This window comes from Bacteroides sp. AM44-19, assembly GCF_003603395.1.
GTDB lineage: Bacteria > Bacteroidota > Bacteroidia > Bacteroidales > Bacteroidaceae > Bacteroides > Bacteroides uniformis.
This window is the reverse complement of the sequence record NZ_QTNB01000031.1, coordinates 1-14,021: the sequence shown is the minus strand read 5'-3', so window position 1 is coordinate 14,021 and position 14,021 is coordinate 1. Positions and strand designations below refer to the sequence as shown.

The window sequence follows — 14,021 nt, the reverse complement described above, 5'->3', positions numbered from 1 at the left end:
TTCCGCCTTCTGTAAGACAGCACATTCCCCTGCAGGTCCCTTTTGTGCAGGTACGCCAGGTCCACGAAGGGTATGCCCCTGAGCATGAACATGAGTACGAAGAAAATCCTTGTTCTCTGCTGTGTGTTTGGTTTCCGCCTTCTGTAAGACAGCACATTCCCCTGCAGGTCCCTTTTGTGCAGGTATGCCAGATCCACAAAGGGTATGCCCCTGAGCATGAACATGAGTACGAAGAAAATCCTTGTTTTCTGCTGTGTGTTTGGGAGCGTCCCTCCTTGCAGGCTCCTTTCCGTCTCCCTTACCAGGCTGCTGATGTCGGATGCCTCGAGCGCCTTCTTCCTGTCCGCCCGTGTGCCGGTATATACATGCTCGAACAGTCTGGGTACATACCGTATGTACTTTCTGTCTACCGCCCGATGATACACCGAGCGTACCGTCTTGATGTAGGTGGATACGGTGTTCCAACTGCAGTTCCTCTGCCTGAGGAAGTTTTCGAATCTCTTCAGTACGGTCGGGCTCAGCCCGCGCATGGGCATCGGCTGCCATTTGGTGAATGCCGAGAATGCATTCACCGCTGACTGGTAGATGTGTGCCGTTCCCCACCTGCCGCCTTCCCGGAGTTCCCCGATGACTGAGGAGAACATCTCCTGTAAGGTAATTTCATTTCTATTCATTTCCAATTTATTTATAAAAGGTTTATCTTACAAGTATATACAATTATAGCTGCAAATACAATGATTTCATATCCCTCATTTTTTGCAATATCAAGTGATTATTGCTGCAAGAGAAAAATGTTTAAGTCATGATAGGGATTGGATGAAGAAGGGAATAAGTAAGAGAAAAACGCTCAGGTATGTATTTCGCAGTACTTGGTATGGTACGAAGATTTAGGAGAAGAATATGCGTTGGAAGTAAAAAAGAATATAAATTATAGAAATAGATGGCATGTGATAAACAAGACTTCATTGTATTAGAATTCCAGTTTTTCTAATATCACAATAAAGAGGATTGTCCATATCTTCTGTAAGTAGGACTGGCTCTATAAGGTTACTTATCTTGCGTCTAAGTTTCCACAATAGAGGAGTATCTTTAAAATAATCGTCATCCAGGCGTTCTACTATCACAGCAATATCTATATCGCTGTCTGCTCTATAATTTCCTTTACTGTACGAACCATAAAGATAAAGGGCCTTTAATGGACTTCTCCGCTACCATTTCCTTATAGCGTTTGGCAAGGTTTATAGCTTGTTCTTTATCCATAATTGCAACTCTTTAGTTTGGCTCAAAAGTTCAGCACAGTATTCTTTGGTTAAGCTCTTCATTAATCTTTCTTTATAAGAGGGGTAACGGGCTTCTATATTAAGAGGTTCAAGTTTGTCTATAAAGGCTAACTGCTCCTCCGACAATTGCTTGTCCAATCCCGTTCTCTCCGCAAGTCTGGATAGTGGATGTATCTTTAGAGGAACTTCCATTAAGCAATTAGTCCAATATGCTTTGAGAATTTTCTCTATTGTTTGATGGCACATGAACCGACATAGAGATAACGGCCTGTAAGCAGCATTGCATTCGCTGTTTCCAAATCATAATCTGACATCTCAATCCAATAAGGTTACTTTACTATCCATATTTCGAGTCTTTAGAACAAAGATAGTTATTATCCTTCAAACAACAATGATTTGCTACAACATTTTATCCGTTGGAACCATATTGAAGGTATTTACTTTAGTCTTATAATTATATTTTGCAAAGCCTGCTGCATCTCTACTCATTTCTAAATTGTTTATAGAATGAATATAAGATTCAAGAAAGAAACCATTAAAGCTTATTCCTTTGCAACCAAAGTTGGAAGAACTGATCATATACCTGGTAAATGCCTTTATCATACGTAATAAAGTCTTTTTCCAGTAGTCCTTTTACAGCTGAAGAGACAGAACTGGCAGATTGCAACTTGTATTTACGTACAAAGTCACCGCTTGAGATAGCCTTAGCTTTTCCCTCTGCTGCTATTGCCATAAACACAATACGTTGCTTTTCGGGCATCTGATATAATAAGGCATCATAGGTATCGGCAGAAAAATCCAGAAGGTCGTTAATGGCAGTATCTATCATTGAGGGAATACATATTTCTCCAGTTCCGGTCATGGAAAATAAAATGTTCATAACCTTCTGCATATACGAAGTTATACCATTGAAGCGCTCATATAGCTCTGTTACCACTAATGTATCTAAGTGTTTGCTTGCTCGCTCAAAGTGCCTAAGGCAGAACTCCGCGTATTTATCAACAGAAATGGGAGGCAGGTTTATCAGTGTAACCGATTGGTAGAATGGACGTGCCGGAGAAGTAAACATTGCCCCCATCAGATGCCTATGGGACCCGGAGAAGACAAAGTGGGCATTGGAACAGCGTTGTATATGTGTCCGTAGTGCCGCTTCTATGTTGGGATCGTCTGCATATTTGGTTATTTGCTGGAATTCATCAATGGCGATTAGGCAAGGCTTCCCGGCATTATTCAGATAGGAGAATATCTCATCCAATGTTGCAGAGGGATTAGTTATAGCTCCCAGACCGATTCCCCAGGTAGGCTGTCCATTCATGTCGAATGTTATTTCGGAACGAAGGGAGGCCAGTACATTCAAGAAGGTACCCCATACGGATTTTCCTTTTGGACGTAGTTCATCCAGTACAGCCTTGCCGAAAACATTCACAAAATCGCGTACAGAGCTTGTGGCATAGATATCGATGATGAAAGTGTGGTAATGCTCCTTGATTTCCGGCTGTCCAAAACAATGCCGCAGCAAGTCTGTTTTGCCTAATCTGCGTGGGGAAATCAATGCAATGTTGTTCTCATTCGTCAAAAGTGAGACAATTTTAGCCGTTTCTTTCTCTCTGTCACAGAAATATTCCGGTGATACATAGCCGTTCGTAACAAATGGATTTTTCATATGATTATTGAGTTTACACGCAAATATAAGGAAAATATCACGATAATCATAAGATGATAATCATAAAACGATTATTATTGGAAATGTGTGGTTGACTATCGTATGAAATGGCTATTCTTTTCCTCATCCAAAGAATAGAGGAATAGTAATAGCCATTTTCTGTTTTAATCTTGATATTCAATTTCTTCACCAAGAGCTTGACGTATCATATTATGTTCATTGCGATAGAGTTTACCATTACGCAGATAATAATAGTTAAAGTAACCGGCAAACTCAATAGTGGCATACTTTAGTGTATCTCCTTGATTATAGACTTTCCATGTACCCTCGTACGAACTGGAATCATCATATTGAATCAGGGTGGTGGAGTCGGCTCGAAGGTCGAATTGGATACCGGTTTCAGTAACGAATTTGCCTGGAAAAGGATGTGTAGCTGCTGACTTCTTACATGAAGAAAAGCAGATGAGTGAAACTGACACAGTCAAAATGAATAGTATTTTCTTCATATCTGATATTTATAAATGAAAGATTGAAAAAAAGGACGCCCTGCAAGAGGACGTCCCTTTTATTAAATTATATCAAGAATCTCTTCTTAATTATTTGGCACTCGGTGTACCGGCAGCCTTCTTAACGATGACTTTCAGGTTATCCTTGCTCAATACCCCCCACTTGTAGTTGACATTTACAGTCAGGAACATGTTGTAGTCAACGTTAACCGGAGTACCATGGTTGTTGAAGTATGCCAAGTGAGTCGGGTCAGCATCGACAGGTTTAGCTGTTGACTTGTCTGTAGACTCATCCCAATTCATCATCTTCAATGAAGCATTGGTCGGCAATTTACCGTCAGTAGTACCCTCCTTGTGCTCATAAGTGCTGGTTGCAGCATTCCAAGCCAAGCTGGTAGTGGTCTTATCAGTCAAGAACTTGACTTCACGTACGGCATAGTAGTCATACAAAGCATGTGCATAAACTTCATCACCAGTGGCCTTGTCAGCTACAGCAGCAGCTACCGGTTTATTATTCCAGTCAGTGAATGTGAAGTTCTTGGCAACGCTCAAGAAGCTACCGTCAATTTCAGCATCAACGAAGTTGTCGCTGATAGAACCGTCAATAGTCAACGGGTTGATGAAGTGTACCTCAAATTCTTGAACTGGAATAACATTGAACTCATTGTATGCAACAACTAGTTGTACAGGAACTTCCTTGCCAATCAACTTGAGGGCGGCATCAGTACCGTTCAAGTCATCTTTTTCGTGGAGACGGATGATACTGGAGCATTCATTTACGCTATTACCTAATTTTTCATCATAATTCCAAGGCAAGTTCTTTTTGTTTTCTGTAGCATCAGCACCCATCAGGTTATTGATAGTGGCAGCCAAATCGTTAGATTGTTTATAATCATTAATTCCTGCATCCGTTCTACCGATGTTACTGTTGTCACTTACGACTTCGTCTTTTGCTGTACCTTTAGTCTTATACCACAATTGAGTTTTGTCATCGCTTGTGACAAAGTCTTTCAAATGCGGATAAGTAGTCAGGTCTTTCATGCGTGTTTCGTCAAAGATAAACTTAACCTCTGCACACTCACGAATATACTGGATGAATTGAGCCAAGTTGGCTGGCTTTTCTTTGGTCGGTTCGTATACAAAGCCATTAACCAAGTCAGCTTCGATGTGGCTATAGTCTTTCAGCGTACAACCGTCAGTAATACCCGGATATACATGCGGGTCTTTCTGTGTTCCACCGTCATTTGCAGTAGTGTAAACAATCGGATTCACATTGAAGACACCTTCGCCCTTACCATTCTTCCAGAATGTACCTTGGTATGCAAACTTCTGTGCAGGAACAACGATTGTCTGCTTGAATGTCTGCTTGATATCACCATTCAAACCAGCTTCGTCAATGTACTTAACGTCGATTTCGAATGTAGAAGCATAAGTCTTGGTAGACTCATTGTAAGCCAATGTACCAACAGTCTTCGGGTTCATAGCCCAAACTAAGTTGTAAGACGTATTGTCTTCAGCATCGTGCAATAAAGCAAATACAAGGTCTTTATTGTTTTTAATCGCTTCCTTACCGTCTTTGCCAACTTTGTCAGAACCTTCTTGCCAGTCAGTAGCCACCTTAGAAACAGCTAATTTAGACAAATCTACCTTCTTGCCGTCTTTTCTCAGTTCAAGAATCTCCATATCTGTATAGATGCTGTGGAACTGAGTCTTACTCATACTCTGACCACCGTCGAACTTAACCATATGATAGATCTTCTCGTTCATTTCCTTAGAGAACAACTGCTGGAACATATCCTTGCAAGTTACAGTATCGTTCGGGAATGTAATGGCAGCAATCGTTTGATCCTTTTCACCGGTCCAACGAATCTTGATATAACGTACAGCAATCATGTTGCCATTATTCTTGTCCCACAATTCAGCACGAATGATAGGTTCGCGACCGATGGAAGTCTTGGAATATTCTGTATCTCCCAACTCTACGTCGTAAACTTCAGACTTCAGCGTGTAGCCGTCAGACAAGATGCGGCCGAATGCCTGTTCGTCAGTCTTACGGTCACCTTGCAGATACTTAGCTTTTGCTAAAGAGAAACGGAATTCCAGGCCATAGTCGGCGTAGTTCGTCAATTCCTTGTGAGAAGCGTGTTGTTTGTCAGTATAAGTATAGCATACAGTAACCAACGTTCTCAAGTCAAGTGGACTGTCATATGACTGCTTAACATCAACCAATTGTTCGTTGCCTGATTTATACAAGCAGAGAGAGTCATGATAATGAACGTATTTACCATCCTGCATTTCGTCTGCAAAATCAGTCGTGAAGTCCTTCGTGAAGTCAATCTTCTTGTTAGCCAAATAAGGATATACAGTAGATTCTTCGATACGGCTGTATTCGGAATTTACAAATACGTCTTTACCAGCTTCTTTCTCAGCATCTGTCAGGTTTTTGTCAGCAATAGGAGTCTTCAGAGAAGCCATCCAGAACTTTTCAAGTTTACCTTCACCGTGAGCGCTACCGGTTGTGCCGATGCTCTTGCCTACGTAATCTGCATTCTTCTTATAAAGAACAGTCATTACACCGTCTTTTACATCGTAGTCTACAACTTCGAGAGGCTTGTTCTGAGAAAGTTCAGGAGCAGCCTTTGTTACGTTCTGAGAGGTAAAGCATTCAAACATAGGAAGCTTAACATCTTCTTTCATCACACCGATGCTCGGGCTAATCTTGTAGCTTACCTCATTCTTTTCGGTAGAAATGCTGAGTGCCTTGGCGCCCTTTACAGCAGTGTGGTCCAAAACCGGGCGATCAGTGTGCTTAGACGGGTCTGCTTCGTGGTCAGCATAGTTCTTGGCAGCAAAAACCTGCGGTGTATACGTCAGTGTCAGCAGTTCAATTGAAGGAATGCCGTTGATGTGCGTAGTTGGAATCAGCGTAAGGCTGGTCAATCGGTGACCAATCAAAGCCATAACTTTAACACTCAGAGTTTCGACATCTGTAGCCAATTTCTTCAAATCAGCTTCAGAAATAAACTCACTTGCCAGACTCTCCTTCAGTTCTTTGATCTTAGTATCAACAACCTCTAAAGATGCCAGCTTTTCCATTTCTTTTTCCAAAGCATCTTGTAATTTCTCTAAATCAGCTTCAGATACTCCTCCTTCGCTTGAACCAGCCTTATCCAGAGCTTCCTGAGCTTTGGCCTTGGCTTCGTTTGCGGCAGTTTTAGCTTCATCTACAGCTGTCTGCAAAGTAGCAACTTTTGCATTCAGGTCATCAAGTGAAGCTTTCTTGTCCAGTTGTCCCTGCAAGTCCTTGATGTCGTCATCATAGTCCTTACAAGACGTGAACGTTCCTGCAGTGCCCACCATTAAGGCGCTGAACAGGATCACACTTAGAAACTTTTTGTTCATAATTGAAAACTTTAAATTTATAAATTTAAAAAAATAAAAAGTGAATAATCTCTCATTTTGAATCCCTTTCGCATACTTCTTTTGTTACTAAGTATTCCGTTACTTCGCAGGTAATGAAATCCTGTTAATTCCGTTAATAATCAGGGAATAAGGAGAAAATAGACCGGTTTTGTTTGGAATAGTAAAAAACAGTCCGTTGGGATATTGGAAAGAGGATTGGAAGTCCAGAAAGATGACAGTTGGAAAGGGATGAAATGAGGCTCTCAAAGAATGAAAGTATGTATTTTTCAGTTCAAAAGGTTGAATGACAGTCCATTGATAGCACCGATGGGAGCTCCGTAAAGACAACACCATTCCGTTCCTCAAAACTCATTTTGAAGATTCCGGAAAATGCGCAACAAATCTATTCTATCCTATCAAAAGAAGTAACGTCTTTTATACTGTACACGCTCCGCTTCTTACAAAAGAAATTACCCTCTGGTTGGCCTCGTCAATCTTTCTGTTGCTGAAAGGCTTCAGATAGGTTTCCGTCACCGTGATGGAGGAGTGTCCCATGGCTTCCGATATGATTCCGGGGTGTATCTCGCAATGGTAAGCCATTGTGGCCCAGGTGTGTCTGGCTGCATAGGTACTGAGTGCCGACTGCATTCCCAGGCACTGCCTGAGTACTGCCAGCCGCTGGTTGAATCCCCTGAGTGCCGACTGGTATTCCCGGTATGCGGCTTCCGTGCCTTCCTCGCTCTGCAGGATGGGAAACAGATAGGGGGAGTCGGGGTTCCTGTTCGCCACCATCCTGACCATCTGCATGGCTTCGGGTGTGAGTGACACGGTCAGCGCCCGTCCTGTCTTCCGCCTTCTGTAAGACAGCACATTCCCCTGCAAGTCCCTTTTGTGCAGGTACGCCAGGTCCACGAAGGGTATGCCTCTGAGCATGAACATGAGTACGAAGAAAATCCTTGTTCTCTGCTGTGTGTTTGGGAGCGTCCCTCCTTGCAGGCTCCTTTCCGTCTCCCTTACCAGGCTGCTGATGTCGGATGCCTCGAGCGCCTTCTTCCTGTCCGCCCGTGTGCCGGTATATACATGCTCGAACAGTCTGGGTACATACCGTATGTACTTTCTGTCCACCGCCCGGTTATACACTGAGCGTACTGTCTTGATGTAGGTGGATACGGTGTTCCAACTGCAGTTCCTCTGCCTGAGGAAGTTTTCGAATCTCTTCAGTACGGTCGGGCTCAGCCTGCGCATGGGCATCGGTTGCCATTTGGTGAATGCCGAGAATGCATTCACCGCTGACTGGTAGATGTGTGCCGTCCCCCACCTGCCGCCTTCCCGGAGTTCCCCGATGACTGAGGAGAACATCTCTTGTAAGGTAATTTCATTTCTATTCATTTCCAATTTATTTATAAAAGGTTTATTCTGCAATATAAATAAATTAGATGAATATAAGGGAGACGAATATATTTCTTATATTTGCGAGAAACTTCGCATTGAAAATTGCAATACGAATACACCATACTGACTATACTCATTGGTGGAATTAAATAATTGAACACTATATGTCACTGCCAATAAACATAGAAGACCTGCTGCATCGTAATAAAGTGGAAAGTAATCGGGTGGAGTTCAAAAAAGGTTGGAATCCTGCGAGTATATACCATACTATTTGTGCTTTTGCCAATGATTTGGATAATCTTGGGGGAGGTTATATCATTGTAGGTGTAGAAGAAGAAAACGGTATGCCCAAACGTCCTGTTGCCGGTGTGCCGACTGAACAGTTGGATAAGATACAGCTGCAGATGGTGGGTTTCAATAATCTGTTTGCCCCATATTATCTGCCACGCATTTCTGTTGAAGAAGTGGATGGAAGAAACCTTGTAGTAATATGGGCACCTACAGGTGTCAATCGTCCGTATTCAATCCGTATGGATGTGACGAATGGCAATGATAAGCGAGAAGCTTTTTATATACGTTCTGGTACGAGTAGTATTGTTGCTAAAGGTGAGGTACTCGATGAATTGCGGGATATGGCAAGCCGTGTGCCTTTTGATGGGCGTGGCAATCCTGATATCAAAGAAGAGGATATTGATTATGTATTGATTCGTGAGTATCTGCAAGAGGTAAGAAGTCGAATGGTGGGTGAATTGAAACACCTTGACACAATGGATCTGCTTGAACGGCTGGACTTGCTGATTGGACCTACAGAGAATCGGATGATAAAGAACGTGGCTGCCATGATGTTTAGTAACCACCCCGAAAAGTTCTTTCCATATACACAAATATCCATTGTGGTTTTCCCTGAAGGTAAGATACAGAACCCCAACCGCTTTTCAGAAAAGACGTTCAAAGGCTCTGTTCCAACAATCATTAGAGGAGCGATGCAATATTTAAAAGACGTTGTCATAACAGAATATGTCTCGAAACCGAAAGATAGGATGCGGTCGGAACGGTGGTTCAATTATCCGTATCAGGCACTTGAGGAGAGTGTTGTCAATGCGATGTATCATCGCGATTATCAGGAACAGCAAGAAGTGGAGATAACCGTAGAACCGGAAGGGATAAGAATATTAAGCCTTTCAGGACCGGACCGCTCTATATCAAACGAAGCTTTGCGAGAATGTAAAAGTCTTCATTCACGTCGATATAGGAATAATCGCCTGGGCGATTTCTTGAAAGAACTGGACTTGACAGAAGGTCGCTGCACTGGAATTCCTACAATACAAGATGAGTTGGCTAAAAACGGTTCACCACGTGCTTCTATCGAAACCGATGAGGAACGCAGTTACTTCCTCATGTTCATACCCGTACATGAAGGATGCGGCAATGTAGTCAGAATGAAGGACGATACCGGAACATCACTGAGTAATATGGGGCAGGATGAAACTAATGTTGCCCAAAGATTGCCCAAAGATTGCCCAAAGATTGCCCAAAGTACATTGGAAGCAATTATACAAGATCCATATATAACCATTGGACAGTTGAGTGAAGTGCTAAAACTTTCTGAGAGAACAATAAAAAATAGAATAGCGCTGCTTAAACGGGAGGGGCTGATAACTCGGATTGGCAGTAGAACATCGGGGTACTGGGAAGTTGTTTAATAACGTGTAATAGTCAAGACTTGTTCTGACAGTTGGTTTATTATCGGACAAAAAAAACTGTCAGCTGTTTGTTGCGAAGTTACGCAACTTTTTTCACTCTCACAACCGAATGAAGTTTTATCAGCCTCATTCGGTTTCATTGTTTCCTGATTTTGGAGTAAGTATCGATGACGGTCTGCTGATAAATGTGTCCGACACCTTTGATGTATCCGACATAATAAGTATCTTGGGCGGCAAGAAAACCGGGATGACAGGTTTCTATTGGCTTGGAATTACAGAAAAGAGATACCTTTTGAATTCCTTTTGACGAAAAATTCCGAAACAAGTATATATTACTCTAATGCGCAATTGACAGTTGTGGACCTCGTGCATGAACAGCATATCGGTGGTTTATCACGTGCTGCAACTATATTGGAAGAACTGTCTGAGTTGATACACTTTTCAGACACTTCGGATTCTTTGTTCTCATATACCTCCTTAGCGGTAATTCAACGGCTTGGGTTTATTCTGGATGTGGTACTGCAGGAAGGGAAGCAAGCTGATGATTTATATGACCTATTGTGCAAATGTACAAAAACATTCAAATATGTATTTCTCAGTACGCGTCATGGTACGGGTATTCGGGAGAAAAATACGCGCTGGAAAATAAAAGCAAATACAAATATAGATATTGATGACATATGATTAACAGAGCTTCTTTTATATCCTCAGCTACGCTACAGTGAAGACATTGATTTAGTACAAATTAATCCGGGAGCAATCAAACCCCATTATGTTTAGATTGGGAAAAGTGTTAAGCTTTTTGCCGGACCGCGTTACCAAACAGAAACGTTACAATAATACGATGCTGTTCAGAATGGAATCTGAGTTTCCGCCTGTCATCCAAATACGATTGAAAATTGAAATAAACTGCTTTGAGCATTTCAATGAACTCGGACTGGTGAAAATTCCATTCGTCGTTGAAAACAGCAGGCTTACGGGAAGATGTGGAATCACGACCTATCAGCTTAATGAACTCTTGGGCACTAAATTGAGAGCTTTGTATCAACGCAAGAAAGGACGTGATTTATTTGATCTATATGTGGCGCTGACAAAAACAGAGGTTGATGTGGATGAACTTATGCGATGTTATCATCGCTAATATGGAGGAAAAAATGGCAGACCCGGATTTTCGGGGAGACACCCAACTGCTCCTTCATCCCAATGAGCCTTTTAATCCGCTTGCGGGTTATGAAATTGTCAAAGAGAAACTGATAGATATGATATAAGTAAGTGCTATGCTAGTATAGTATTGGTAAATAAAGAAGAGTGGATAAAAAAGTAGGGAAAGAACTTTCTCTTTTTAAAGAGAGGTCTTTCCCTACTTAAAAGTTATACTATTATATTAATAGTGATTCTATTATTCATCAACAGTTATCTGAACAGGAACTGTATTGGCTTTTGTACGGTTCCAAATATCTTTTACTGTAATTTCAATGTTAGTATCAACTGTACTAGCAACTTGCTGGCCTTCCAAAGTGAAGTAACCTTCTGCTTTACTTGTAGCAGGAGATGGTGTATCTGATTGAAGCTTGAAGTAAAGTTCGTTACCAGACTTGGCTGTTACAGTTTGGATGTCATTACGTGTCCATGCAAGGTTAGTACCGTCAACCTTATCAGGCAATACCTTATAAGAAACACCGGTATTGTAAGTGTAACCAGTCACAACGGCATTTCCAAGTTTGTAGCCATTCAAGTCGGTAGCTTTGATAACAATCTTGCTGCCACTCTTTGGAGTAACCTTACCTTGTTCAATCGGGCTCATAATCTTAGCTTTGAATGTGAATGCTTCAGTTGCAGGATACTCCCAAGCATTAGCAAACTTACCAGAAATGCTATAGTTCAATGTTTGGTTGTAACCCTTTTCTTGTCCTAAGCCACCGATTAATGTTACATAAGTGTTGTCAGTGAAGTTACCGTTACCAGCAACATTTGCCAATTCATTAGATTTCTTATTATCAGTTACAACGGTTTTGTTGTCCAATGTAACAGTAAATCCGGTCTTCTGATATTTCTTGAAGATGCGGTTCAAATCAAATGTAGCAGCACCAGCAGCAGTATTTACTTTCTTGAAGTCGTCTGCATACAGATAGCAGTTAGCAATACCTTCTTTCACGAATCCCGGATCAATTTCAAATAATGAAGTGATAGCAGGAATAGTAAATGTGAAATTAACGTTAATCGTATTCAATACATCGCCAGTGCTATTCATGAATGTAATGACTGCATTATACTGTGTATTAACTTTGAACTGCGTACCGGCAGTAGCATTGTTAATTTGGAATGCCACGAATTTTGCATCCTTATCGGTAGTTACAGCTGTGGCATTATCCTTAACTTCTGTAGTGAATACGGGATTGATACCATAAGTCGAATTTAAAGCAGTAAGAGTAGTTTCGGCGGGAACAATAGTCTTGTCACCTGCTTTAACTACAATTGTAGTCTTGCTCAATTTAACGCTTGTATTCCACAATGCAGTACCTTGTTCGCCCAATTTATTTCTCATTTCAGCCAGGTCGATTGAGAAATAGTTTTTGGTGGCCGTTTCAGCCTTCAACAGATAATTAACATTGTAAGTAACCTCAGCAGAGATTGTGCTGCTTTGACCTAACCATACTGTAGTAGTTTTCTTGGCACCTGTGTTATCAATTGTTTCAATCGACAATGCAAAACCGGCCTTGGTAATGTTGTCAGGAGTCTTAGTCGATCTGAATTTATATTCACCGGCTACTTCTTCGATTTCAATACCGAACAGAGTTTTAGCATCATTGTCTACAGAAAGATGCATATCATATAATGCAGCTTCTTCGATGCCGCTAACATAATACCATTCGTTAGCATTGATTTTACCGGCTGGAGTACCTGCATTTGAGCCATAAGTACTACCAATATTAAAATCGTCACTATTGCTTATTTTCACTTTGGCTTTTGCCGCATCCGCGATAGCAAGCTTAGTCAATTCAATAGCGTCAGTATGCTCTGCAACTTTCAATTGATATTCAGAACGTGCATTGCCTGAAACCACGGCGTAGCCTTTATACGCGTTGTTTTCGTCTTTGAATTGTGCTAAGAACGCATTAACAGCATTTGCTGATACAAAAGTTTCATTCATTGATAATTCATACAATCCATTGGTATTTGCAGCTCTTGTCAACGTAATCAGCTCTTTGTAATCTGTAGCAGTCAATTCCACTTGGCTGGGAACGTTATTCTTACTATCAATCAATGAGTAAGTCAACTCCTTACCATCAATGTTTGTCGGATTGAGCTGAATAACCGGAGTTGCTACAGAAGCAATAATATTTACTGTCTCGGTCTTGTCTGCAGGTAGAGTGCGAGGACCTTTCCAATCTTTGATAGCAACTTCACCCGTATATGTGAATTTCTTGAAAGTCAAATCCTGCTTACCATCAATCAAAATCAAATCGCTCAGCAATGAAGCAGCAGTCGGCAATTTGATTTCTTGATATTTCTGCGTAGCAGAATCCCATACTTTCAAGGTCCAAACTTCAGTGGTCGGGTCTTGAACTGCGCTAATCGGGGATGCCAGATACGGAGTTTTCTCCAGCTTACCTTCTTTGTTTACTACATACCAGAAACCGTCTTCGCCAATTTCAGGAACTGCAAACTTGCCGGTTTCGGCATTCTTTGCAGCATAGAATCCTGTAGGTTCATCATTGATAGTGATAGCGCCCGTAGTCTTGTCGATTACAACTTTATCACCAGCTACACCCGGTTCGCCCTGAGCGCCATTCTGACCGTCCTTACCGTTAGTTACTTTGTGGGTACTACCGTCATTCATGGTAATAACCAGACCATCCGCAGACGATGTTACACTGGTGATCCATTTACCATTGTCCACAGCATTCTGTAAGGCAGCTACTTGAGACTTGATGTCGGTCAGTTCCTTATTGATCTGATCGATGTCGTCATCGTAGTCCTTACAAGACGTAAACGTTCCTGCAGTACCAACCATTAAGGCACTGAACAGGATTACACTTAGAAACTTCTTGTTCATAATTGAAAACTTTAAATT

Annotated in this window: 9 protein-coding genes and 3 pseudogenes; 3 read left to right on the top strand and 9 right to left on the bottom strand. The window is 41.6% G+C overall.

Annotated features, from left to right (window positions below; translation table 11 throughout):
- The 7 genes and pseudogenes from DW947_RS20340 to DW947_RS20305 form a co-directional block, all read right to left on the bottom strand.
- The coding region (locus DW947_RS20340) for a phage integrase SAM-like domain-containing protein (RefSeq protein ID WP_243635113.1) at positions 1 to 674 on the bottom strand (674 nt) is incomplete at its 3' end.
- Between the two features lie 288 nt (positions 675 to 962).
- Positions 963 to 1,142: pseudogene (locus DW947_RS20335) on the bottom strand (nucleotidyltransferase domain-containing protein); the annotation flags it as partial.
- Positions 1,143 to 1,238: 96 nt separating this feature from the next.
- Entirely contained in the window at positions 1,239 to 1,526 is a 288-nt protein-coding gene (locus DW947_RS20330; RefSeq protein WP_227212894.1) for a HEPN domain-containing protein, read from the bottom strand.
- 289 nt (positions 1,527 to 1,815) lie between these two features.
- Positions 1,816 to 2,943, bottom strand: a complete 1,128-nt coding sequence (locus DW947_RS20325) for an AAA family ATPase (RefSeq protein ID WP_005825750.1) — start codon at positions 2,941 to 2,943, stop codon at positions 1,816 to 1,818.
- A 164-nt stretch (positions 2,944 to 3,107) separates the two neighbouring features.
- Positions 3,108 to 3,449: a hypothetical protein gene (locus tag DW947_RS20320; RefSeq protein ID WP_005825747.1), complete on the bottom strand. Its 342-nt coding sequence runs from the start codon at positions 3,447 to 3,449 to the stop codon at positions 3,108 to 3,110.
- Positions 3,450 to 3,539: 90 nt separating this feature from the next.
- On the bottom strand, positions 3,540 to 6,851 hold the full coding sequence (locus DW947_RS20315; protein ID WP_057087495.1) for a hypothetical protein: 3,312 nt from the start codon (positions 6,849 to 6,851) through the stop codon (positions 3,540 to 3,542).
- 435 nt (positions 6,852 to 7,286) lie between these two features.
- Positions 7,287 to 8,240 (bottom strand): tyrosine-type recombinase/integrase, encoded by a 954-nt coding sequence (locus DW947_RS20305; RefSeq protein ID WP_119958614.1) that lies wholly within the window; start codon positions 8,238 to 8,240, stop codon positions 7,287 to 7,289.
- Between the two features lie 167 nt (positions 8,241 to 8,407).
- Between DW947_RS20305 and DW947_RS20300 the strand changes: the two genes are divergently transcribed.
- Complete coding sequence (locus DW947_RS20300) at positions 8,408 to 9,946, top strand: RNA-binding domain-containing protein (RefSeq protein ID WP_117963048.1); 1,539 nt, start codon at positions 8,408 to 8,410, stop codon at positions 9,944 to 9,946.
- 148 nt (positions 9,947 to 10,094) lie between these two features.
- Here DW947_RS20300 and DW947_RS20295 read toward each other — a convergent pair.
- Positions 10,095 to 10,208, bottom strand: a pseudogene (locus tag DW947_RS20295) (IS481 family transposase); the annotation flags it as partial.
- Here DW947_RS20295 and DW947_RS20290 point away from each other — a divergent pair.
- Positions 10,208 to 10,630: a type IV toxin-antitoxin system AbiEi family antitoxin gene (locus tag DW947_RS20290; RefSeq protein WP_227212974.1), complete on the top strand. Its 423-nt coding sequence runs from the start codon at positions 10,208 to 10,210 to the stop codon at positions 10,628 to 10,630. The pseudogene DW947_RS20295 and the gene DW947_RS20290 overlap by 1 nt on opposite strands.
- Positions 10,631 to 11,214 (top strand): annotated as a pseudogene (locus DW947_RS20285) (nucleotidyl transferase AbiEii/AbiGii toxin family protein); the annotation flags it as partial. It lies immediately after the preceding gene.
- Positions 11,215 to 11,345: 131 nt separating this feature from the next.
- Here DW947_RS20285 and DW947_RS20280 read toward each other — a convergent pair.
- Positions 11,346 to 14,003 (bottom strand): PL29 family lyase N-terminal domain-containing protein, encoded by a 2,658-nt coding sequence (locus DW947_RS20280; RefSeq protein ID WP_117963044.1) that lies wholly within the window; start codon positions 14,001 to 14,003, stop codon positions 11,346 to 11,348.
- Between the last annotated feature and the right edge of the window lie 18 nt (positions 14,004 to 14,021).